The organism is Arthrobacter sp. SlRoot2-15 (genome assembly GCF_059739345.1).
Map to the genome: position 1 here is coordinate 3,537,273 of NZ_AP046058.1, position 23,178 is coordinate 3,560,450.

Consider the following 23,178-nt stretch of genomic DNA (forward strand, 5'->3'; position numbering starts at 1 on the left):
GGCGTTTCTGCCCGGCCCCGGGGCAGCGTGTTCGAAGGGGTTCGGTCCCGAGGCGGTCAGCGCAGCAGGGCCGCGCGCAGGGCCCGGACCTCATCCAGCTGGTGGCGCTCGTCGAGCTGGTGCGCCGCAACGTCCCGGCCGCTGAGGATCCGCTGGCGGGTGAAGGCCAGCCGGGTGGCGGCGTGCAGGAACGCCTTCATTTCCGATGCCCGCCCGATTGACCGGGCCCAGCGCTTCGCCGCGCGGCGCCCTGCCGGGGTGGCCAGCATCGCCACCTCCTGGCCGGTGAACCACCCCGCCGCCGCGTACTCCTGCAGCCGTTGCCGGGTCAGCCGGCGCTCGGCCACGCGCAGCAGCACCACCACCAGCACGGCAAGCAGGAAGATCGGCACCTGGACCAGGATGTACTGCGCCAGGAAATCCTGGCCCATGGAGTTCCAGCCGCTGTGCAGGACCATGGCCGGGACCAGCCCCGCCGGGAACGCGAGCAGGGTGAGGCCCGAGTGCCCGCGGCGCGCGGCCAGGCCCAGGATGAGTCCGGTGGTGCCGGTAAAGATGGCGTGGGCGAACGGGGACATCACCCCGCGCAGGAAAAACACCACGGCCAGGTCCACGCCCGGGGTGCTGGACTGGGCAATGGCCCGGCCGAAGTACAGGATGTTCTCGGTGAAGGCGAACCCGCCCGCAATGGTGAACGCGAAAACGACGCCGTCCACCGGCCCGTCGAACTGCTTCCGGGCGAAAACCAGCAGCAACAACAATCCGAGCGACTTTGCGAACTCCTCCACAACCGGCGCCTGGATGGTGACGGCGAAGGTCGTGTAGTCCAGTCCGGACGCCGGACCCGCGGCGAGCGAAAAGAAGGGCTGGAGCAGCATCGTGACGGACACCGAGACCAGCGCGCCCCAGCCGAAGGCGAAGAACAGCAGCCGCTTCGGCTCGGGCTCCCAGCGGTCGATGTAGCGGACCGCCAGCAGGACCGAGCCGAGCGGCAACAGCGAGGCGATGAACCCCACCACAAAACCGCCGGGCCCGGTGTTTTCCAGCAGATAGGGCAGCACCAGGAACAGGCTCACGAAGGCGAGGACCCCGCCGCCCAGCACCAGCGCCGCCCCGCCGGCCGAGGCGCGGGCCCGCGGCGCGGTGGATGCCGGCGGTAGTCCCGGCTGCCCGAACGTGGTGGCGGACGGCGTCTGGCCGAGGCCCGGCGCCGGCCGGTAGTACTCCGGCTGGACCTGGCCCAGCCAGCTGGGGTTGGCCTGCTGCGGGCTCTGGCCGGGCGGGGCCTGCCGGCCGGGCGGGGGATCGAAGCTTGTCATGGCACGAGCCTAGGGCGCGGGCGCCGCGCGGCCCAAGACGCGGGGCCGCGGATGTGACGCACACCGCCCTTCCCGGCGCCGGGAGGCGGCTGCCTGTGTGGTAATTTGAAAGAGCAAATGATCCTTTTTTAATTCCGTCCCGTGAGGCGGGGAAAGGGGAGACGAGCGTTGACTTCTGTTCCAGAAGCACCGGTTCCGGCCAAGGTCCAGCTCAGCAGGGTTGTCCTCAACCAGGCTGACATTGACCGTGCACTCACTCGTATCGCCCATGAGATTCTCGAGTCCAACAAGGGCTCCCAGGACCTGGTCCTGCTGGGCATCCCGCGGCGGGGTTACCCGCTCGCCGTCCGGCTCGCCGCAAAAATCGCCGCCGCCGACCCCACCGTGGACCCTGCCGCGATCGTCGGCCAGCTGGATGTGACCATGTTCCGCGACGACCTCTCGCACCAGCCGACCAGGCCGCCGTACCCCACCCAGCTGCCCCGCACCGGGATCGACAACAAAGTCGTGGTCCTGATCGATGACGTCCTGTACTCCGGGCGCACCATCCGCGCCGCGCTGGACGCCATCATCGACCTCGGCCGGCCCCGGATCGTCCGCCTCGCCGTCCTGATCGACCGCGGCCACCGGGAGCTGCCGATCCGCGCCGACCACGTCGGCAAAAACCTCCCCACCTCCTCCGCGGAAAAGGTCCGCGTCCGGCTCGAGGAAACCGATTCCACCGACGGCGGCGCCGTGAATGAAGTTGTCATCGAGGCGACCGCATGAGGCACCTGCTCTCCACCGAAGGCCTCAGCCGCGCCAGCGCCATCCGCATCCTCGACACCGCCGAAGAGATGGCCGCGGTGGGCGAGCGCGAGGTCAAGAAGCTCCCGGCGCTGCGCGGCCGCACCGTGGTGAACCTGTTTTTCGAGGACTCCACCCGCACCCGCATCTCCTTCGAGGCGGCCGCCAAGCGGCTCTCGGCGGACGTCATCAACTTCGCCGCCAAGGGTTCCTCCGTTTCGAAGGGCGAATCTCTCAAGGACACGGCCCAGACGCTCGCCGCGATGGGGGCCGACGCCGTCGTGATCCGGCACTGGGCCTCCGGAGCCCCGCACCGGCTGGCCGCGACGGACTGGATCGACGCCGCCGTGATCAACGCCGGCGACGGCACCCACGAACACCCCACCCAAGCCCTGCTGGATGCGTTCACCATGCGCCGGCACTGGTCCAAACTGGCGGGCACCCCGTCGGCCGGGGCCGACCTGGCAGGCATGCGCGTCGCGATCGCCGGGGACGTCCTGCACTCCCGGGTCGCCCGTTCCAACGTCTGGCTGCTGCGCACCCTCGGCGCCGAAGTTACGCTCGTTGCCCCGCCCACCCTGCTGCCGGTCGGCGTCGAGCAGTGGCCGTGTACCGTCAGCTACGACCTTGACGAGACCCTCGCCGGGGGCGTGGACGCGATGATGATGCTCCGCGTACAGGGCGAGCGGATGAACGCCTCGTTCTTCCCGACCACCCGCGAATACTCGCGGCGTTGGGGCTTTGACGACAACCGGCTCCGCGCGCTCGACAGCCTGGGCCTGAAGGACACCATCATCATGCACCCCGGCCCGATGAACCGCGGGCTGGAAATTTCCTCGGCCGCCGCCGACTCGCCCCGCTCCACCGTGCTGGCACAGGTGCGCAACGGCGTGTCCGTCCGGATGGCCGCCCTCTACCTGCTGCTCTCCGGGGACACCCGCGAACCAGCAACCCCCACCGCCGCCTACTCCAAGGAGAGCCACTGATGGCATCACAGCAACAGGACGCAGGCAGCACCGGCGCCTACCTCATCCGGGGAGCCTCGATCCTCGGCGGGGCCGCCGAGGACCTGCTGATCCGCGACGGCGTCATCGCCGCCCGCGGCCGGGACCTCGCCGCCGACGGCGCCACCGTCATTGACGCCGCCGGCCTCGTGGCCCTGCCGGGCATGGTGGACATCCACACGCACCTGCGCGAACCCGGCCGCGAAGACGCCGAAACGGTCGAGACCGGCACCCGCGCCGCGGCGCTGGGCGGCTACACCGCGGTGCACGCGATGGCCAACAGCACCCCGGTGGCGGACACCGCCGGCGTCGTCGAACAGGTCCTCACCCTGGGCCGCGCCGCCGGCTGGGTGGACGTCCACCCGGTCGGCGCCGTCACCGTGGGCCTGGCCGGCGAGCAGCTCGCCGAACTCGGCGCCATGGCCGACTCCCGCGCTAAGGTGCGGGTCTTCTCCGACGACGGGATCTGTGTCAGCGACCCGGTCCTGATGCGCCGGGCCCTGGAATACGTCAAGGCGTTCGACGGCGTCGTCGCCCAGCACGCGCAGGAACCGCGGCTCACCGCCGGTGCGCAAATGAACGAGGGGGTGGTCTCCGCGGTGCTCGGCCTCACCGGCTGGCCCGCCGTCGCCGAGGAAAGCATCATCGCCCGCGACGTGCTGCTCGCCCAGCACGTCGGATCCCGGCTGCACGTCTGCCACGTGTCCACCGCGGGTTCCGTGGAAATTGTGCGCTGGGCTAAATCCCGCGGCATCAATGTCACGGCCGAGGTCACCCCGCACCACCTCTGGCTGACCGATGAACTGGTCCGCAGCTACGACCCGGTCTACAAGGTCAACCCGCCGCTGCGCACCGACCAGGATGTCCAGGCCCTGCGCGCGGCACTGGCGGACGGCACCATCGACGTCGTTGGCACCGACCACGCCCCGCACCCGAGCGAACACAAGGAATGCGAATGGGCGCAGGCCGCGATGGGCATGACCGGGCTGGAGACCGCCCTGTCGGTGGTGCAGCACACCATGATCGAGACCGGCCTGATGACCTGGGCCGACTTCGCCCGCGTGACCTCCACCGCTCCCGCCACGATTGGCCGGCTCGCAGACCAGGGCCGGCCGCTGGAGCCCGGCGAACCCGCCAACGTCACACTCGTGGACCCGGCTGCGCGCTGGACCGTGGACCCTTCTAAGATGGCAACCATGGGCCGTAACTCTCCGTTTGCCGGCCGGGAACTCCCGGGCAAGGTGGTGGCCACCTTCTTCAAGGGACATCCGACCGTGCTGAACGGCGAACTCAACAGCCCGTACCGGTGGCTCCCCGACGGCACAGAGACCGCCGACACCGCGGCGGCGGGCCGCCCCTGATGGTCAAGGAACTCTCCCTGCTGTTCACCCTGGTCCTGATCGCCGCCGCGCTGGCGCTGATCTGGCTCGGCTGGCGGAACCGGCTGCGGCGCCAGGCCGACGTCGAACCCCTCCCCGCGGTTCCCGCCGTGCTGGGCAGCCCGCTGGCGGGCGCCGACGGCCAGTACGTCGCCTCCACCACCGCCGGGGACTGGCTCGACAGGATCGCCGTCCACCAGCTGGGCATCCGCACCAACGCCGTGCTCAGCGTGCACCCCGAAGGGGTGCTCTTCGAACGCTCCGGCGCCGGGCCCGTCTTTATCCCGGCCGCGCGGCTCAGCGGCGTCCGGCAGGAGAGCGGCATGGCCGGAAAGTTCGTCGAAAAGGACGGTCTGCTGGTGCTCAGCTGGATGCTCGGCTCCCGGGAACTCGACACCGGGTTCCGCACCCGCCGGGCCGAGGACAAGGCCCTGCTCCTGGCCACCCTCCAAGATTTGATCTCCGCAGCCCCTCAGGCAGATGCCGATAGTGGAAAGTAACGACGTGACGGAAACCCACGAAGTGTCAGAAACAGCAGTGATAGAAGAAGAAAACATGACAGAAAACGCAGCAGCCGCCGTCCCCGCCGTGCTCGTCCTTGAGGACGGCCGGATCTTCCGCGGCCGCAGCTACGGCGCCACCGGCACCGCGCTCGGCGAAGCAGTCTTCGCGACCGGCATGACCGGCTACCAGGAAACCATCACCGATCCCTCCTACGCCCGCCAGCTTGTGGTGCAGACCGCCCCGCACATCGGCAACACCGGTGTGAACCGCGACGACGCCGAATCCCGCCGCATCTGGGTGGCCGGCTACATCGTCCGCGACGCCGCCCGCCGGCCGTCCAACTGGCGCTCGGAACGCTCCCTCGACGAGGAACTCGTCGAGCAGGGCATCGTCGGTATCCAGGGCGTCGACACCCGCGCCATCACCCGGCACCTGCGCGAACACAAGACCATGCGCGCCGGGATCTTCTCCGGCGACGCCGCCGCGGCCACGGACAAGGAACTCGTGGATACCGTGCTGGCGAGTGCGCCGATGGAAGGCTCCCGGCTCGCCGAGGAAGTCAGCGTCGACGAGGCATACACCGTCGAACCGGCCGACTGGGGCTGGGAAGGGGAGCCGCGGTTCAATATCGCCGCGATCGACCTTGGCATCAAGCGCATGACCCCGATCCGCTTCGCCGAACGCGGCGTCCGCGTCCACGTCCTGCCGGCCACCGCCACGCTCGAGGACGTCCAGGCGGTCAAACCCGACGGCGTGTTCATGTCCAACGGCCCCGGCGACCCCGCCACCGCCGACAACCAGGTGAACCTGCTCCGCTCAGTACTGGACGCCAAGCTGCCCTACTTCGGCATCTGCTTCGGCAACCAGATCCTGGGCCGGGCGCTGGGCTTCGGCACCTACAAACTCCGCTACGGCCACCGCGGCATCAACCAGCCCGTGATGGACCGCCGCACCGGCAAAGTCGAAATCACTTCGCAGAACCACGGCTTCGCCGTCGACGCCCCGCTCGAGGGCGCCACCAAGGCCCCGGAAGAGCGCTTCGGCCGCGTCGAGGTCAGCCACGTGAGCCTTAACGACGACGTCGTCGAGGGTCTGTCCTGCCTGGACATTCCCGCCTTCTCGGTCCAGTACCACCCCGAAGCCGCTTCCGGCCCGCACGACGCCGCCTACCTCTTCGACCGCTTCATCGAGCTGATGGCGGACACCAAGCAGGCCGGCGCCGCCACCGCCACGGACACCAAGACTTCCACCGACTCCAAGACTGAGGACAAGAAGTAATGCCCAAGAGAACTGACCTTAAGAGCGTCCTGGTCATCGGTTCCGGCCCGATCGTGATCGGCCAGGCGGCCGAATTCGACTATTCCGGCACGCAGGCACTGCGCGTCCTCAAGGAGGAAGGCCTGCGCGTCATCCTCGTCAACTCCAACCCGGCCACCATCATGACCGACCCGGAGTTCGCCGACGCCACCTACATCGAACCGATCACCCCCGAGGTGGTCGAGAAGATCATCGCCAAGGAACGCCCCGACGCCCTGCTGCCCACCCTGGGCGGCCAGACGGCCCTGAACACGGCGATCGCGCTGGACAAGAACGGTGTCCTGGAGAAGTACAACGTCGAGCTGATCGGCGCCAACATCGCCGCGATCGAACTCGGCGAGGACCGCGAGAAGTTCAAGGGCGTCGTCGAGCGCTGCGGCGCCGAATCCGCGCGCAGCCACATCATCCACAGCATGGACGAGGCCCTCACCGCGGCCGAAGACCTGGGCTACCCGATGGTGGTCCGGCCCTCCTTCACCATGGGCGGCCTCGGCTCCGGCCTGGCCTACAACGAGGGGGACCTGCGCCGGATCGTCGGCCAGGGCCTGCAGTACAGCCCGACCTCCGAGGTGCTGCTCGAAGAGAGCATCCTCGGCTGGAAGGAATACGAACTCGAGATGATGCGGGACAAGAACGACAACGTCGTGGTGGTCTGCTCGATCGAGAACTTCGACCCGGTGGGCGTGCATACCGGCGACTCCATCACCGTCGCCCCCGCCCTGACCCTGACCGACCGCGAATACCAGCGCCTGCGCGACATCTCGATCGCCGTCATCCGCGAGGTCGGCGTCGACACCGGCGGCTGCAACATCCAGTTCGCCGTCGAACCCGACACCGGCCGCGTTGTGGTGATCGAGATGAACCCCCGCGTCTCCCGCTCCTCGGCCCTGGCCTCCAAGGCCACCGGCTTTGCGATCGCCAAGATCGCCACCAAGCTCTCGCTCGGCTACACCCTGGACGAGATCCCGAACGACATCACGCAGAAGACCCCGGCGTCCTTCGAACCGACCCTGGACTACGTCGTCGTCAAGGTCCCGCGCTTCGCGTTCGAGAAGTTCCCGGCCGCCGACTCCACCCTGACCACCACCATGAAGTCGGTGGGCGAGGCCATGGCGATGGGCCGGAACTTCACCGAGGCCCTGCAGAAGGCGCTCCGGTCCCTGGAGCAGAAGGGCTCGCAGCTGGACTTCGGCCCGGTCCCGGAATGGGAAGTCCCGGAACTGATCGAAAAGGCCAAACGCCCCAGCACCGAACGCCTGCACCAGGTCCAGCGCGCCCTGCTCGGCGGCGCCACCGTGGAGCAGCTCTTCGAGGCCACCAAGATCGACCCCTGGTACCTGGACCAGCTCCAGCTGCTGAACGAGATCTCCAACGAGATCCGCCGCTCCACCGCGCTGACCCAGGAAATGCTGCAGCGCGCCAAGCGGCACGGCTTCTCCGACGCGCAGATCGGCGCCCTGACGCACAACTCCGAGGCCGTCGTCCGCGGCGTCCGGCAGGCCCTGGGCATCCGCCCGGTCTACAAGACTGTGGACACCTGCGCCGCCGAGTTCGCCGCGTACACCCCCTACCACTACTCCTCGTACGACGAGGAGGACGAGGTGGCGCTGCACGCCAAACCGTCCATCATCATCCTCGGCTCCGGGCCGAACCGGATCGGCCAGGGCATCGAGTTCGACTACTCCTGCGTGCACGCCTCGATGGCGCTGCGCAAGGCCGGCTACGAGACCGTGATGGTCAACTGCAACCCGGAAACCGTCTCCACCGACTACGACGTGTCCACCCGGCTCTACTTCGAACCGCTCACCCTCGAGGACGTCCTCGAGGTCATCGCGGCCGAGGAGCGCACCGGTGGCGTGATGGGCGTGTTCGTCCAGCTCGGCGGCCAGACCCCGCTCAAACTCGCCCAGCAGCTCGCCGACGCGGGCGTCCCGATCCTCGGCACCTCCCCGGAGGCGATCGACCTGGCCGAGCACCGCGGCGCCTTCTCCCGGGTGCTCGACGAGGCCGGACTGATCTCGCCGAAGAACGGCACCGCCGTCTCCTTCGAGGACGCCAAGAAGATCGCCGACGAGATCGGCTACCCGGTCCTGGTCCGTCCCTCCTACGTCCTCGGCGGCCGCGGCATGGAGATCGTCTACGACGAGGCCAACCTCTCCCGGTACATCGCCAACGCCACCGAAATCACCCCGGACCACCCGGTCCTGATCGACCGCTTCCTCGAAGACGCCGTCGAGATCGACGTCGACGCCCTCTACGACGGCAAGGACCTGTACCTTGGCGGCATCATGGAGCACATCGAGGAAGCCGGCATCCACTCCGGTGACTCCGCCTGTGTGCTGCCGCCCATCACCCTGGGCAACAACGTCATCGACCGGGTCCGGACCGCCACCCGGGCCATCGCTGAAGGCGTCGGCGTCCGCGGCCTGATCAACATCCAGTTCGCGCTGGCCTCCGACGTGCTCTACGTGCTCGAAGCCAACCCGCGCGCCTCCCGCACGGTGCCGTTCGTCTCCAAGGCCACCGGCGTGCAGATGGCCAAGGCCGCGGCGCTGATCGGCACCGGCGTCACCGTCAACCAACTCCGCACCGCCTACAAGATGCTGCCGGAATCCGGGGACGGCTCCACGCTGCCGCTGGACGCCCCGGTGGCGGTCAAGGAAGCGGTGCTGCCGTTCAGCCGCTTCCGCACCCTCGAGGGCAAGGTCGTCGACTCCCTGCTGGGCCCGGAAATGCGCTCCACCGGCGAGGTCATGGGCATCGACAAGCACTTCGACACCGCCTTCGCCAAGAGCCAGGCCGCGGCCAACAACGCGCTGCCCACCGAGGGCAAGGTCTTCGTTTCGGTCGCGAACCGGGACAAGCGCGCCGTCATCATGGCCGTCAAGCGCCTCTCGGACCTCGGGTTCGAGATCGTGTCCACCGGCGGCACCGCCGACGTGCTGCGCCGCAACGGCCTGCAGGCCACTACGGTCCGCAAGGTCGCCGAGGGTTCCAGCGCCGAGGGCGAGGGCACCATCGCGGACCTGATCGTCGCCGGCGAGATCGATATGGTCTTCAACACCCCGTCCGGCGGCGAGGCCCGCGGCGACGGCTACGAAATCCGCGCGGCCGCCACCTCGATCGGCATCCCGTGCATCACCACGGTGGCCGAGTTCAACGCCGCCGTCCAGGCCATCGAGGCGATGCGGACCTACGAGTGGTCCGTTACGAGCCTGCAGGAGCACGCCGCCGCCCTGGCTGCTTCGCAGGAACGGGTCGCGCAGGAAGCGAAGGCCGGTGCCTGAGGCTGCCGCTGACACGGCCGGCCGGGAGTCCTTCGGCTGCCGGCTGGGCCGGGCCATGGCGGAGCGCGGCCCGCTCTGCGTGGGCATCGACCCGCATCCGGCGCTGCTGCAGCGCTGGGGCCTGAACGACGACGCCGCCGGGCTGGAGCGCTTCTCACTCACCGTTCTCGAGGCCGTCGGCTCCTTGGCCGCCGCGGTGAAGCCGCAGGTGGCGCTCTATGAGCGGCACGGCTCGGCCGGCATGGCCGTGCTGGAACGGGTCCTGGCGGCGTCCGCGGAGGCCGCTGTGCTCAGCATCGCCGACGCCAAACGCGGCGACATCGGCTCCACCATGGCCGCCTACGCCGACGCGTGGCTGCGCGACGGCTCCGCCCTGGCCGCGGACTCGGTGACTCTGAGCCCGTACCTGGGCTTCGAGTCCCTGCGTCCCGCCCTGGACCTCGCGGCCGAGGCCGGGCGCGGGGTGTTCGTCCTGGCCCTGACCTCCAACCCCGAGGGCGCGTCCGTGCAGCACGTCGGCGGCACGGACTCCGTGGCCCGGCGGATTGTCCGGGCCGCGGCTGCGGAAAACCAGCGGTACGGCGTTGACCAGGATGCCGGGGACCTGGGTTCCGTCGGCCTCGTCGTCGGTGCGACCGTCGGTTCGGCCCTGACGGATCTGGGCCTGGACCTTGCCGCGGTCCGCGGCCCGATCCTGGCCCCGGGCCTGGGCGCGCAGGGCGCCACCGCGGCTGACCTGCGCCGGACCTTCGGGAGTGCCTACGGCCAGGTGCTCGGCACCTCCAGCCGGGACATCCTTGCCGCCGGCCCGCGGATCCAGGACCTGCGGGACGCCGCGCAGCGCACCCTCGACGAACTCCGCACCGCGTAGCCCGGACCCTGGCCGCAGCGGCGCGTGGGCGGGCCTTGGGGTTTAGCCGGGCCGATTGGCCAAAGATGGCCGGTATGGACGACGCATTGCGGCCACCTGGGACAAATGGGCGACGCCTGCGGTCCAGCTAGGCACGGCCGGAGCAAGTCCGCGGCCCTAGATGCGCTGATTAGTCGCAGATGGCCGCTTTGGCTGCGCTTTCCGGCCATTCTTGACGAATGACCGCAGCAGCGCCGGCGTCGTCCCCGCGTTGCGGAGCCCCATTTGACTCACGTGGCCGCTATGGGCGGCGGCTTTCCGGCCGTTTGTGGCGAATGGCCGCAGCCGCATGGCCGCAGTCGCGCCGCCGCCGGGTCGCCGCCCGAGTGCTGCGCCCGGCCATCGCTTCGGACCCGCCCGGGCCGGGGCAACCATCCATTGATTTCAGCCTGTGCCAGAAGGTAGGTTCAGGAGAAGTCCGTGGTCCCAGCCGGGTGCTGGACGGTTCGCCCGGGCGGCCTGTTTGCCTGGGCCGTCCGACAATGCAGGGAGGACGTCAGTGAGCTTGCGACCCCTCACGCCGCACGAGCGTGCCGATGCCCTGCACAAGGCCGCCGCGGCCCGGGCTGCGCGGGCGGCGGCGAAAGAGCGGCTGAAGGCGGGGGAGCTGTCCATCGCGGAGCTGCTCAGCGCGGGCGAGACGGACGAGGCGATCGCCCGGATGCGCGTCGTCGAGCTGTTGGAAGCGCTGCCGGGCATCGGCCAGGTGCGCGCCGCCGCGATCATGGAGCGGCTTGGCATTGCGGCGTCCCGGCGGGTGCGGGGCCTGGGAATCCACCAGCGCCGCGCGCTGGTAGATTTTATAGACGAGAAATAGCCCGGCCCGCCGAGCTTCCACCACCGCCCAAAGGAATACGTGAGCAAGAAACCCGGACTGACAGTCCTCGCCGGTCCGACGGCCGTCGGCAAAGGCACCGTGTCCACCTACATCCGGGACAACTATCCCGAAGTCTGGCTTTCAGTGTCGGCAACCACCCGTCCGCCGCGGCCGGGTGAGATCGACGGGGTGCACTACTATTTCAAGTCCAAGGAAGAGTTCGACGCCCTCGTCGCGGCGGGGGAACTGCTGGAATGGGCCGTGGTGCACGGGCAGAACACCTACGGCACCCTCAAGAGCACGGTCGACGCGGCGATTGCCGAGGGCCGCTCGGTGCTGCTGGAGATTGACCTGCAGGGCGCACGCCAGGTGAAGAAGGCCGTGCCGGACGCGCAGTTCGTCTTCCTCGCCCCGCCCAGCTGGGAAGAATTGGTCCGCCGCCTGGTGGGGCGCGGCACTGAATCCGCCGAAGAACAGCAGCGACGGCTGGAAACCGGTAAAGTAGAACTAGCCGCTGAACCGGAGTTCGATCACACGGTCATCAATGATGACGTACGTCGGGCAGCGGATGAGCTTGTTTCACTCATGGGGCTAACGCCGCACCCGCATTAACCGCAGGGTCGGATTGGCCCGTTAGAATTTGGAGAATTCGTGTCCACGAACCTTGAAGGCATCATCAACCCGCCGATCGACGAGCTGCTGAAGGCTGCCGATTCGAAGTACGGACTGGTGATTTTCGGTGCCAAGCGCGCCCGGCAGATCAACGCCTACTACGCCCAGCTGCACGAGGGCCTGTTCGAGTACGTCGGCCCGCTGGTTGACACCAAGCTGAACGAAAAGTCGCTTTCCATCGCCCTGCGCGAAATCAACGAAGGCAAGCTCGTTTCCACGCCGATCGAAGCCGCAGCAGAGTAACCACGCTGCTGCCTGACGGAGGTCACGTGCGCATAGTCCTCGGAGTCGGGGGAGGGATTGCCGCCTACAAGGTGGCGTCGCTCCTCCGGCTTTTTACTGAAGCCGGCCATGACGTCACCGTCATCCCCACCGAGGCCGCCACCCGGTTCGTCGGCGTGGCCACCTGGGAGGCCCTGTCCGGGCATCCGGTCAGCAACAGCGTCTTCGACGAGGTGCACACCGTCAACCACGTCAGGCTCGGCCACGAGGCGGAGCTGATCGTCGTCGCCCCGGCCACCGCGGACCTCCTGGCCCGTGCCGCCACCGGCCAGGCCAACGACCTGCTCACCAACACCCTGCTGATGGCGGGCGGTCCGGTCCTGATGGCCCCGGCCATGCACACGGAAATGTGGCGCCACCCGGCAACCCAGGCCAACGTCGAAACCCTCCGCAGGCGGGGCATCACCGTGCTGGAGCCCGCCACCGGCCGGCTGACCGGAGCGGATTCCGGCCCCGGCAGGCTGCCCGAACCGGAGGCGATCTTCGCCGCCGCGCTGGCGCTGGCCGGCGCCCCCGGGGTGCCCAATGCACCTGACCTGACGACGTCGGACCTGGCGACGTCGGACCTGGCGACGTCGGACCTGACAGCCGCACCTTCGGCTGGCCGGCCGCTGGCCGGATTCACCGTGACGATCAGCGCCGGCGGCACCCGCGAACCCCTCGACCCGGTCCGCTTCCTCGGCAACCGGTCCTCCGGCAAGCAGGGCGTGGCCCTCGCCGTCGCGGCCCGGGAAGCCGGCGCCCGGGTCCGGCTGCTCGCGGCGCATATGGACGTCCCGGCCCCCGCCGGCGTCGATGTCGTCAAGGTCGAGACCGCGCTGGAACTGCGCGAGGCAGTTCTCCACGCAGCCGCGGACTCCGACGTCGTCATCATGGCCGCCGCGGTCGCGGACTTCCGCCCCGCGGACGTCTCCGGAACCAAAATCAAGAAGCGCGACGACACCGCGGACCCGGTAATTTCCCTGGTCCGCAACCCGGACATCCTCCGCGAGCTGGTCGAAGTCCGCGACGCCGCCTCCCGGAACCAGCTGATTGTGGGCTTCGCGGCGGAGACCGGCGACGCCGACGGGGACGTGCTGGAATACGCCGCCGCCAAGCTGCGCCGCAAGGCCTGCGACCTGCTGGTGGTCAACCACGTGGGGCAGGACAAGGTGTTCGGCGAGGACACCAACGCCGTAGTCATCCTTTCGCGCACCGGCTCCGAACCCCAAGAGGCGTCGGGTTCCAAATCCGACGTCGCGGCTGCCGTGATTGACCGCATCAGCGCCGAGCTGAGCCGGGTTGTCCCGCCCGCTTGAGCGCTGGCGTAAGCAACGTCTCCTTAGCAGGGGGACACACGCCGCCGGACGTCCGTTTCCCAACCAGTAAGGTAGTTGAGTGACTTTACCGCTGCACATCCCAGACTTCCACGGATCCACGCCCGCTTCGCTCCGGCTCTTCACGTCCGAGTCGGTGACCGAGGGACACCCCGACAAGATCTGTGACCAGATCAGCGATGCGATCCTCGACGCCCTGCTGACCAAGGACCCCGAGTCCCGCGTTGCCGTGGAAACCCTGGCGACCACCGGCCTGGTCCACGTCGCCGGCGAAGTCACCACGGACGCCTACGTGGAGATCCCGCAGATCGTCCGCGAGACCATCCTCGGGATCGGCTACGACTCCTCCGCGAACGGCTTCGACGGCGCCCGCTGCGGCGTCTCCGTCTCCATCGGCCAGCAGTCCAACGACATCGCCGGAGGTGTGTTCAACTCCCTCGAAGCGCGCGAAGGCCGCCAGGAGGACGACTACGACCTCCAGGGCGCCGGCGACCAGGGCCTCATGTTCGGGTATGCCAGCGACGAAACCCCCTCCTACATGCCGGTCCCGATCTGGCTCGCGCACCGGCTGTCCGAGCGCCTCACCGAGGTCCGCAAGTCCGGCCTGCTGGAGTACCTGCGCCCCGACGGCAAGACCCAGGTCACCGTGGGCTACGACGGCGACCGCCCGGTCTCGGTCGAAACGGTCGTCATTTCCAGCCAACACGCCGAAGGCGCCAGCCTCGACCAGCTCCGGGCCGACCTCGCCGAACACGTGGTCAACCCGGTCATGGCGCTGTCCAACCTGGACACCTCCCGCTCGCACAACATCCTCAACCCGGCCGGCGCCTTCGTGATCGGCGGCCCGGTGGGCGACGCCGGCCTGACCGGCCGCAAAATCATCGTCGACACCTATGGCGGCATGGCCCGGCACGGCGGCGGCGCTTTCTCCGGCAAGGACCCGTCGAAGGTGGACCGCTCGGCCGCGTACGCCATGCGCTGGGTAGCCAAGAACGTTGTGGCCGCGGGACTCGCGAAGCGCGCCGAAATTCAGATCGCCTACGCCATCGGCCAGGCCCGCCCCGTCGGCACGTACGTGGAGACCTTCGGGACCGAAACCGTGGATCCGGCCAGGATCAGCGCTGCCATCGCGGAGATCTTCGACCTGCGCCCGCGCGCCATCATCGACGCGCTCGACCTGAAGCGGCCGATCTACGCCAAGACGGCCGCCCACGGCCACTTCGGCCGCGACGAGCCCGACTTCACCTGGGAACGCCTGGGCCGCGTCGACGAGCTGAAGGCCTACTTCAACGCGTAAGGCCCGTCAGCGCTCTTTTCCAGCGTGTTGACGGACCCTGCCTGTTTTCTGAATGTCACAGCCCTGTGATGTGCTGTAGCCAGGCCGCCGAACGGCGGCCTGGCTACTTTTCTTAATGTTCATGACCGGACCAGCCGTCGAAGGGAGGCAGTCGCCATGACCCCAGCCCGAAGCGGCGCCCCGGAAGAGCCGCTGCAGCTCTCGCTGCTGCACGGGTTCCCCGCCTCGGCGGCCGCGGCCGGACCCGCCCTGGCCGCCGATCTGCCGGTTGCACGGGTGCAGTTGGAGTCATCCCTCCCGCACCTGGACCGGCCGTTCGACTACAGCGTGCCTGCAGAGCTCGACGCGGCCGCCCTGCCCGGCGTCCGGGTCCGGGTAAAGTTCAGCGGCCAGGAGCTCGGCGGCTACCTGCTCGAACGCGCCGCCGCTTCCGACGCCGGCCACCCCCTGGTGCCGCTGTACAAGGTCGTGTCCCCGGTTCCGGTGCTCACTCCGGCGGTGTCCGACCTCGCCGGCAGGGTCGCGGCGCGCTACGCCGGCACGGTCAGCGACGTGCTGCGGGTCGCCGTCCCGCCGCGGATGGCCAAACTGGAAAAGGAGTTCGCTCCCGGCGGCCTGCTGGATCCCGCCCTCTTCGCCGCGGCCCCTCCCGCCGGCGCTCCCGCCGGAGCTCCCGCCGCGCCGTCGGAGCCCGGCACCTCCGGGTGGGCGGGGTACCACAACGGGCCGGCGTTCCTGCAGCACCTGGGCGCGGGGGAGTCGCCCCGCGCCGCGCTGGGCGCCCTGCAGGGATTCGGCCCCGGCGGGTGGCCGCGGCTGGTCGCCGAGGCCGTGGCCGCCGTCCGCCGCTCCGGCCGGGGCGCCGTCGTGGTGGTCCCGGACTACCGCGACCTGGACCGGGCGGAGGCAGCCCTGCTGGAGCTGCTGCCGGCCGGCGACGTGGCCAGGCTCACCGCGGATGACGGCCCGACCCCCCGCTACCGCAGCTTCCTGCGGGTGCTCAGCGGCGCCGCGGGCGTGGCCGTCGGAACCCGCTCGGCCGCGTACGCGCCGGTGCACAACCTGGGCCTGGTGGTCTGCTGGGACGACGGCGATGAGCTGCACACCGAGCAACGGTCCCCGTATGCCCATGCCCGCGAGGTCCTCCTGCTCCGGGCGGCGCACGAAGGCGCCGCCTGCCTGCTCGCGGGCCATGCACGTAGCACCGAGACGCAGCGGCTGGTGGAATCAGGCTGGGCGCGCCCGGTAGAGGCAAACCGGGCCGTGGTGCGCCGCACGGCGCCCCGCGTGCTCAACACCGCGGACAGCTTTGAGCAGGAACGCGACCCGCTGGCCCGGATCGCGCGGCTGCCGGGCGCCGCGTGGCGGGCCGCGAAGGAGGGCCTGGAACGCGGCCCCGTCCTGGTCCAGGTGGCCCGGGCCGGCTACGCGCCGTCGCTGGCCTGCGAACGCTGCCGCGAACCCGCACGCTGCACCGCCTGCAACGGCCCGCTGGCCATCGCCGGACCTGGCGGCAGCGCAGCCGTGCCCGTGTGCCGCTGGTGCTCGGCGGCCGCCCCCGAATGGCGCTGCGTGCACTGCAACGGGGTTCGGCTCCGCCGGGGCGCGACCGGGGCACTGCGGACCGCTGAGGAGCTCGGCCGGGCGTTTCCGGGAAAGCCCGTCCTCACCTCCTCCGGTGACCGGGTCCTGGCCACGGTCCCGGACTCCAAGGCCCTGGTTGTTGCCACCGTCGGCGCCGAGCCGGTGGCGGCCGGCGGCTACGCTGCCGCGCTGCTGCTCGACGGCGACTCGCTGCTGCGCCGCGAAAACCTCCGGGCCGGAGAAGATGCCGTCCGGCGCTGGTTCAACGCCGCCGCCCTGGTCCGACCTGCGGCCGACGGCGGCCTGGTGGTCATCACCGCTGAGGACACCGCCGGAGTCGGGGCGCTGCTGCGCTGGGACCCGGCGGGCTACGCCGGGCGGGAACTCGCCCTGCGGCAGGAGCTCGCGCTGCCGCCGGCGGTCAGGATTGCGTCCGTCACCGGGGGACGGACCGCCGTCGGGCACTTCACCGAGGCCGTCGAGAAGGCGCTGGCGAAGCAGGGCATCGTGCTCAGGTCGGCCGGACCCGCGCCGCTGCCGGGCGCCGGCGGGGCCGGGGCGCCGCCGGCGGACGCCCCGCCTTCACGGGCGCCGGGCGCCGAGCGGCACGGCGGCAGGGACGTCCGGACGCTGATGTTTATCCCGTATGTCCAGGCCGCCGACGCCACCAGGGCCATGCGCGCAGTCAAGGCCGCGGCGGCCGCCAAGCGTGCCGACGACCCGGTGCAGTTGCGGCTCGACGGCGTGGACGTGCTCTAATCAATGTGCTCTAGGGGTGCTTGCGTGCGCGCAACGCCACCGCTTCCTCGGCCGCGGCCAGCAGGCGCTGCGCGGACGCATCCCAGCTGAACTCGGCCGCGCGCCGGACCGCGCGGGCGGATCGGTCCTTCCACTGCTCCGGCGCCTCGAGTTCGCGCACGGCCGCGGCAAAGGCTGCCGGGGAGTCCGGATCGACGTAGCTGACCGCGTCCGCGCCGACTTCGCGGAAAATCGGGATGTCGCTGGCAATGACCGGGGTGCCGTGGGACATGGCCTCGACGAGGGGCAGGCCGTACCCCTCCGCCTTGGAGAGGCTGATCAGCGCGGTGGTCCGGGCGAGCAGCTCCTCGTATTCGGTATCCGTCACGCCGTTGTGGAACACGATGTTGGCTCCGGCCGGGGCCAGGGCCTCCAGCTCTGACCGGCGTTCGGGCGTGATCCGGCTCAGCAGGTGCAGGGTCATGTCCGGGAGCTCGGCCATGCCCCGGACCATGGTTTCCACGTTCTTGTACGGCATAAACGATCCCATGTAGAGCAGGGTCTTGTCCGCCCCGGCGCCGGGGTCCCGCGGCGTGAGCCCGGGCTGCGGGGCGTTGCCCACGATCCGCACCGGCCGTTTCGTCAGGCGGTACTTCGCCATCAGGGATTCCGTGGTGGAGCTGATGGTCGCGACGACGTCGGCCCGGTTCAGCAGCACCCGCTGCGGCCAGAACGCCTTGTGGTAGAGCCGCCAAAGCACCCGGACGGGGGCCGGGAGGAACCCGGGGGGCGCGGGGTGCTCGTAGTAGATCAGGTCGTGCAGGGTCAGGACCAGGGCGTAGTTACGGCCCCAGCTGCCCATGGTCTGCATCGGGCAGACCACCACGTCGGCCGCGAGCGGGTTGACCTTGGCCGCGACGAACAATTCGGCTGGTGAGAGCGGGCTGTTGATGAGCGTGTACGGCACGTTGGGAAGCAGCGCCAGCTGGCGGGTGTCGCTGATCAGCATGGAGACGTCCGCGATTTTGGCGGTGGCGGCGATGAGGCTGGCGCCGTAGCGGCTGATGCCGTCGTGGTGGTCGAGTCTGGTGAAGCGGGCGTCAATGAGGATTTTCACGCGGCGTGGTCCTTCAGGAAGCGTCGGATGAAGCCCGCGGCGGGTTCCGGGGTTTCGTAGTGGATCAGGTGCCCGACGCCGGGAATGACCTCGAGGGTGCCGTCCGGCAGCAGCGGCAACAGCTTGTGCTGGTCCGGGAGGGTGGCGATCTCATCCTTCTCGCCGGCCACGAGAAGGACCGGCAGCGCCAGGCGCGGCGCCACCTCGGCGACGTTGCTGCCGACGGAGGCCTTGAAGGCTTCCAGCAGGCTGTCGCGGTCGGCGAAGGCGGAGAAGTAGGCGCTGTGCTGGGCGTGGACGAACCCGCGCACCACCGGGTCCTTGGTCTTGGCCATGGTTTCGCTCATCACGCGGACGATCAGCTGGTTGCGCAGCAGGGAGTTGCCGAGGCGGCGGGGGAGCCGGGCGGCGGCCTCGTAGTACAGCACAGCCGCCTTGGTCATGAGTCCCTTGGGCCCCTCGAGGGCCGGTGCGGCGATGGGGTTGATCAGGATCAGTTCGGCGACCGCGCCGGGGTGGTCGGCCACGAAGTGGCTGGTGACAATCGAACCAAAGGAGTGGCCCAGCAGCACGGTGTCCGGGCCGAGGCCAAGGGCTTCCATAAAGTCCTCGATGAACCGGCCGTAGCCCTCCACGCTGTGACCGCCGGGCGGGAAGGCGCCGGAGGCGCCGAATCCCGGCAGGTCCGGCATGAGCAGGCGCATCTCGGGGAGCTGGTCGACCACGCGGAGCAGGCCATGGTGGTCGCCGCGGAACCCATGGATCACCAGGATGGTCCGGGTTGCGGGGGTCTCCCGGACCGGTTCGTAGCTCCAGTAGGCGACCCTCGTGCCGTCCAGGTCCACGGCGGAGGCGCTGCTGCGGGACGCCAGCTCCGCGCTGAGCAGGGGAGGTGCGGGGGATGGTTCGGTGGCCACGTGTTCCATTCGATCGGATCCTAGTTGACGTTGTCGGGGTTCGAGCCGGTGCGGTGGCCCCGCTCCAGGCCGGCCAGGGCGTCCAGGTCGGCGGTGCCGAGGCTGAAGCTGAAGATGTCGTGGTTCTCCCGGATCCGGGTGTAGGAGCTGGCTTTCGGAATGACGACGTTGCCCAGTTCAAGGTGCCAGCGCAGGATGATCTGCGCGGCCGTCCGCCGGTGCGCCGCGGCGAGCTCGAGCACCACGGGGTCCTGCAGCACCTGGCCCCGGCCCAGCGGGCTCCAGGCCTCGGTGGTGATGCCCAGTGAGGCGTGCAGGGCCCTCAGCTCGTCCTGCTGCAGCCACGGGTGCAGCTCGACCTGGTTGACGGCGGGCACCACTTCCGCGCTCTGGAGCAGGTTCTCCAGGTGTGCGGGCTGGAAGTTGGAGACCCCGATCGCGCGGACCCTGCCTTCGCGGTAAAGGGTTTCGAGGGCGCGGTAGCTCTCCGTGTACAGCCCGCGCCGGGCGCACGGCCAGTGGATCAGGTAGAGGTCAATGTATTCCAGGCCCAGCTTGGCGATGGAGGTGTCGAAGGCCCGCAGCGTCGCGTCGTAGCCTTGGTCGTCGTTCCAGAGCTTTGTGGTCACAAAAAGGTCCTCACGGGCGAGCCGGGGGTGCAGTTCGCCGGAACCGCCAGCGGAGCCGTCGAAGGCGGACAGGGCGCCGATAGCTTTCCCGACGCCGGTTTCGTTTCCGTACATGGCGGCCGTGTCCACGTGCCGGTAGCCGGCCTCCAGCGCCATGGTGACGAGCCCGGCCGCGTCGGCCGGCGGGACCTTGTAGAGCCCGAACCCGAGGCGGTCCATCAGGACACCGTTGTTTAGGGTCAGCCGGGGCGAAATTCTCATAGCATCGACTCTACCCATTCCGGCGGCCCGGCCGGTGCGGGACGGCCCTCAGGCTGGGTGCTCGGTTCCGACCAGTCGCCGGGCCGTGGCCTCGTCGAGGATCAGGTCCGTGGCCAGGCCCGCCGCCAGCGCACCGCGCAGGCCGTTGATCTTGGACGCGCCGGAGACCACGCAGATCCGGCGCCGGACCTGGCGGAGCTGGGCAAGGTCCGGCCCGGTGGACCGTTCGTTCAGGGTGATCCCGTCCGAGGAGCCGTCGGCGCGGAAGAACACTGTGGCGACATCCCCGACGACGTCGGAGCCGGCCAGCACGTTCAGGTCGTCCTCGTCCAGGTAGCCGCCGGCGTAGACGTGGCTGGGGTAGTCGGCGTCGACCGATCCGACGCCGAAGATCGCGATGCTCATCCGGGCCTGCAGCCGCAGGATGCGCTGAACACTGCGTTCATTCCACATGGCTTCCTTGGTGGCCGCGTGGTCGAAGAAGGCCGGCACCGGGAACTGTTCCACCCGGGCACCGTAGGCGCTGCCGAAGCGCCGCATGATGTCCGAGGCGTAGGTGATGCCGGTGGTCTGCATGTTTCCGGCCCCGTTGAGCTGGACGATGACGCTGTCGTGGGTGATCTTCCGGGTCAGGTGCCGGCTGACCGCGCTCAGCGTGGAACCCCAGGCCACGCCGATAATGGCGTTCGAGTCCACGAGCGGGCCGATGGTGCGCGCGGCCTGCATCGCCACCCGGTCCAGCGTTTCCGCCTCGTTGAGCGTGTCCACCACCGGCACAACGTGCACATCGACCCTGTATTCGTCCCGGATCATGCCTTCGAGTTCGGGGCCCGTGTCGAGCGGGCTGCGGATCTGGATCTGCACGAGGCCGGATTCACGGGCCGCGGAGAGCAGCCGGGAAACGGTCGACCGGGAGGTGCGGAGCTCGCGGGCGATCGCGTCCATGGTCAGGTCCTGGAGGTAATACAGCTGGGCGGCCCGGAGGGCGTCGGACTGGCGGGTAGGCGACATTGCATATCCATTCTGCACGTTTGTGCATAGTGCTTGACTCCATTTTCCATTACTCCAAAGAATAGTGTTGAACGGCGACGTGCCAGACGGCGCGCCGCGCAGTACCAAGCCCCAAGGAGCAGTTTTGGGAAACAAGGTTTCATCCGGCCATCCGGCGTCGAGCAGCGGGCGCACATCCGTGCAGCAGTTGCGGAACCGGCCGCACGCGCAGGTGCTCATCATCGGCGGCGGCATCAACGGAGTCGGGACCTTCCGTGACCTGGCCCTGCAGGGCGTGGACGTGGCCCTCGTGGAACGCGGCGACTTCTGCCAGGGCGCCAGCGGCGCCTCCTCGCACATGATCCACGGCGGCATCAGGTACCTCGAAAACGGCGAGTTCCGCCTCGTCCAGGAATCCGTGGTCGAACGCAACCGGCTGCTGCGCATCGCGCCGCACTACGTGAAGCCGCTCCAGACCACCATCCCGATCTTCAGCACCTTCTCCGGCATCCTCGCCGCGCCGCTGCGGTTCCTGACCCACAAGCAGCAGGGCGCGCCCACGGAACGCGGCGCCTTCCTGATCAAGCTCGGCCTGAGCATGTACGACTTCTTCTCCCGCGACGGCGGCACCGTGCCGCGCCACCAGTTCCGCGGCCGCAAACGCGCCCTCGCCGAGCTGCCGCGGCTGCACCCGGGCATCAAATACGCGGCGACCTACTTTGACGCGTCCGTGCACAATCCGGAGCGGCTCACCCTGGACGTCCTCCAGGACGGCGAGAAGGCCGGCGAGGCGGGCGGCAACGGTGCCCGCGCCAGCAACTACCTGTCCCTCGTCTCCATGGACGGGGCGGCGGAGGCCGCAGGCTCCGGCACGGTCCAGCTCCGCGACGAACTGAGCGGCGAGGTCTTCGACTTCAGCGCCGACGTCGTGGTCAACACCACCGGCGCCTGGGTGGACCTGACCAACCAGGCCATGGGCGCCGCCTCGGCCTTTATGGGTGGCACCAAAGGCTCGCACATCGTGCTGGACCACCCGGAACTCCTCGAAGCCTGCCAGGGCCGGGAGATCTTCTTCGAGCACACGGACGGCCGGATCGTGCTGATCTACCCGATGGGTGACCGCGTCCTCGTCGGCACCACCGACGTCGACGCCGACATGGCCGAGGACGCCATTTGCACCGACGCCGAGATCGACTACTTCTTCGACCTGATCGGCCACGTTTTCCCCGACATCACGGTGGACCGGGAGCAGATCGTTTACACCTTCTCCGGCGTCCGTCCGCTGCCGAAGCACGACGCCACGCAGCCCGGCTTTGTCAGCCGCGACTACCGGATCGAACGCCGCGGCCCGGCCAAGGGCTCGGCGCAGCGCGAGGCTGGCGGCCCCGTCGTGCTCAGCCTCGTGGGCGGTAAGTGGACCACCTTCCGGGCCCTCGCCGAGCACCTGAGCAACGACGTGCTGGCCGAGCTCGGACTGGAGCGGAAAGTCTCGACGGCGAAACTCGCCATCGGCGGTGGCGCCGGGTTCCCGGGCACCGAGGATGGCGTTCAGCGCTGGATCAAGGCCCACATGGGCCCCGGCCGTGACGCGGACCGGACCGCGGTCCTGCTGACCCGCTACGGAACGCGCGCCGCGGACGTGATGGCCTACCTCGACGCCGGGGAAGACCGGCTGCTGCACTCCACCCGCGAACTGAGTGTGCGGGAACTGGAGTACATGGCACAGAACGAACAGCTCGGCCACCTGATTGACGTGCTCATCCGCCGCACGTCGCTCGCCTTCCGCGGCCTGGTGACCGGGGAACTGCTGAACGAGGTAGCCGAGGTCCTGTCCGGCCCGCTGGGCTGGGACGCCGCGGCACGGACCGCAGAGATCCACCACGCCCAGGAGGTGCTCGAACGGTTCCACGGTGTCCAGGTCCACAGCCTGGTCGCCTAAAGCTTGCGTGTCCGGACGGGTTTGTCCGGGCGCAAAGACTGCAGGGCCCCTGGCGGGCCCGGCAGTGGCCGGCCGGCAGCGCGAAACCGCTGCCGGCCCAACGGCCCTTCAAA

General features: G+C 69.5%; 19 protein-coding genes. 14 read left to right on the top strand and 5 right to left on the bottom strand.

Annotated features, from left to right (window positions below; translation table 11 throughout):
• Positions 1 to 56 precede the first annotated feature (56 nt).
• Positions 57 to 1,319, bottom strand: a complete 1,263-nt coding sequence (locus tag AC6I9V_RS16440) for a PrsW family intramembrane metalloprotease (protein WP_497900176.1) — start codon at positions 1,317 to 1,319, stop codon at positions 57 to 59.
• A gap of 168 nt (positions 1,320 to 1,487) precedes the next feature.
• Here AC6I9V_RS16440 and pyrR point away from each other — a divergent pair, with 168 nt between their 5' ends.
• The 13 genes from pyrR to AC6I9V_RS16505 all read left to right on the top strand — a co-directional run bounded on the left by pyrR (position 1,488) and on the right by AC6I9V_RS16505 (position 17,233).
• Entirely contained in the window at positions 1,488 to 2,087 is a 600-nt protein-coding gene (pyrR, locus tag AC6I9V_RS16445) for a bifunctional pyr operon transcriptional regulator/uracil phosphoribosyltransferase PyrR (protein WP_349413685.1), read from the top strand.
• Positions 2,084 to 3,091, top strand: coding sequence for an aspartate carbamoyltransferase catalytic subunit (locus AC6I9V_RS16450; RefSeq protein ID WP_349413684.1), 1,008 nt, complete (start codon positions 2,084 to 2,086; stop codon positions 3,089 to 3,091). The genes pyrR and AC6I9V_RS16450 overlap by 4 nt, the downstream gene beginning before the upstream one ends.
• Positions 3,091 to 4,470, top strand: a complete 1,380-nt coding sequence (locus tag AC6I9V_RS16455; protein WP_349413683.1) for a dihydroorotase — start codon at positions 3,091 to 3,093, stop codon at positions 4,468 to 4,470. Before AC6I9V_RS16450 ends, AC6I9V_RS16455 begins: the two co-directional genes overlap by 1 nt.
• The gene (locus AC6I9V_RS16460) at positions 4,470 to 4,988 is read left to right on the top strand and encodes a PH-like domain-containing protein (protein WP_349413682.1); all 519 of its coding nucleotides are present in this window, start codon (positions 4,470 to 4,472) and stop codon (positions 4,986 to 4,988) included. The genes AC6I9V_RS16455 and AC6I9V_RS16460 overlap by 1 nt, the downstream gene beginning before the upstream one ends.
• Positions 4,989 to 5,043: 55 nt before the next feature.
• Positions 5,044 to 6,270 (top strand): glutamine-hydrolyzing carbamoyl-phosphate synthase small subunit, encoded by a 1,227-nt coding sequence (carA, locus tag AC6I9V_RS16465; RefSeq protein ID WP_497900177.1) that lies wholly within the window; start codon positions 5,044 to 5,046, stop codon positions 6,268 to 6,270.
• Positions 6,270 to 9,596: a carbamoyl-phosphate synthase large subunit gene (gene carB / locus AC6I9V_RS16470; protein WP_349413680.1), complete on the top strand. Its 3,327-nt coding sequence runs from the start codon at positions 6,270 to 6,272 to the stop codon at positions 9,594 to 9,596. Before carA ends, carB begins: the two co-directional genes overlap by 1 nt.
• Complete coding sequence (gene pyrF, locus AC6I9V_RS16475) at positions 9,589 to 10,467, top strand: orotidine-5'-phosphate decarboxylase (RefSeq protein ID WP_497900178.1); 879 nt, start codon at positions 9,589 to 9,591, stop codon at positions 10,465 to 10,467. The genes carB and pyrF overlap by 8 nt, the downstream gene beginning before the upstream one ends.
• 538 nt (positions 10,468 to 11,005) lie before the next feature.
• Positions 11,006 to 11,323 carry an integration host factor, actinobacterial type gene (gene mihF / locus AC6I9V_RS16480; protein ID WP_349413678.1) on the top strand — a complete coding sequence of 106 codons (318 nt, stop codon included), beginning with the start codon at positions 11,006 to 11,008 and terminating at the stop codon, positions 11,321 to 11,323.
• 39 nt (positions 11,324 to 11,362) lie between these two features.
• Positions 11,363 to 11,935, top strand: a complete 573-nt coding sequence (gene gmk, locus AC6I9V_RS16485) for a guanylate kinase (RefSeq protein WP_138769241.1) — start codon at positions 11,363 to 11,365, stop codon at positions 11,933 to 11,935.
• A 39-nt stretch (positions 11,936 to 11,974) separates the two neighbouring features.
• Positions 11,975 to 12,238, top strand: a complete 264-nt coding sequence (gene rpoZ / locus AC6I9V_RS16490) for a DNA-directed RNA polymerase subunit omega (RefSeq protein WP_138769242.1) — start codon at positions 11,975 to 11,977, stop codon at positions 12,236 to 12,238.
• Between the two features lie 26 nt (positions 12,239 to 12,264).
• Entirely contained in the window at positions 12,265 to 13,575 is a 1,311-nt protein-coding gene (locus AC6I9V_RS16495; RefSeq protein ID WP_349413677.1) for a bifunctional phosphopantothenoylcysteine decarboxylase/phosphopantothenate synthase, read from the top strand.
• A 79-nt stretch (positions 13,576 to 13,654) separates the two neighbouring features.
• Entirely contained in the window at positions 13,655 to 14,890 is a 1,236-nt protein-coding gene (gene metK, locus AC6I9V_RS16500) for a methionine adenosyltransferase (protein WP_497900179.1), read from the top strand.
• A gap of 156 nt (positions 14,891 to 15,046) precedes the next feature.
• Positions 15,047 to 17,233: a primosomal protein N' gene (locus AC6I9V_RS16505; protein WP_497900180.1), complete on the top strand. Its 2,187-nt coding sequence runs from the start codon at positions 15,047 to 15,049 to the stop codon at positions 17,231 to 17,233.
• Between the two features lie 10 nt (positions 17,234 to 17,243).
• Here the strand turns inward: AC6I9V_RS16505 and AC6I9V_RS16510 are convergent, their stop codons facing one another.
• The 4 genes from AC6I9V_RS16510 to AC6I9V_RS16525 are packed head-to-tail and all read right to left on the bottom strand — an operon-like array spanning position 17,244 to position 21,147.
• The gene (locus AC6I9V_RS16510) at positions 17,244 to 18,329 is read right to left on the bottom strand and encodes a glycosyltransferase family 4 protein (RefSeq protein WP_497900181.1); all 1,086 of its coding nucleotides are present in this window, start codon (positions 18,327 to 18,329) and stop codon (positions 17,244 to 17,246) included.
• A complete protein-coding gene (locus AC6I9V_RS16515) occupies positions 18,326 to 19,255 on the bottom strand; it encodes an alpha/beta fold hydrolase (protein ID WP_497900182.1) in 930 nt (309 codons plus the stop codon). The genes AC6I9V_RS16510 and AC6I9V_RS16515 overlap by 4 nt, the downstream gene beginning before the upstream one ends.
• Before the next feature lie 11 nt (positions 19,256 to 19,266).
• The gene (locus AC6I9V_RS16520) at positions 19,267 to 20,136 is read right to left on the bottom strand and encodes an aldo/keto reductase (protein ID WP_497900183.1); all 870 of its coding nucleotides are present in this window, start codon (positions 20,134 to 20,136) and stop codon (positions 19,267 to 19,269) included.
• 48 nt (positions 20,137 to 20,184) lie between these two features.
• Positions 20,185 to 21,147: a sugar-binding transcriptional regulator gene (locus AC6I9V_RS16525; RefSeq protein ID WP_497900184.1), complete on the bottom strand. Its 963-nt coding sequence runs from the start codon at positions 21,145 to 21,147 to the stop codon at positions 20,185 to 20,187.
• A gap of 124 nt (positions 21,148 to 21,271) precedes the next feature.
• On the opposite strand from AC6I9V_RS16525, the gene AC6I9V_RS16530 reads away from it, so the two are divergent.
• Entirely contained in the window at positions 21,272 to 23,065 is a 1,794-nt protein-coding gene (locus tag AC6I9V_RS16530; RefSeq protein ID WP_497900185.1) for a glycerol-3-phosphate dehydrogenase/oxidase, read from the top strand.
• The last annotated feature ends 113 nt before the right edge of the window (positions 23,066 to 23,178 follow it).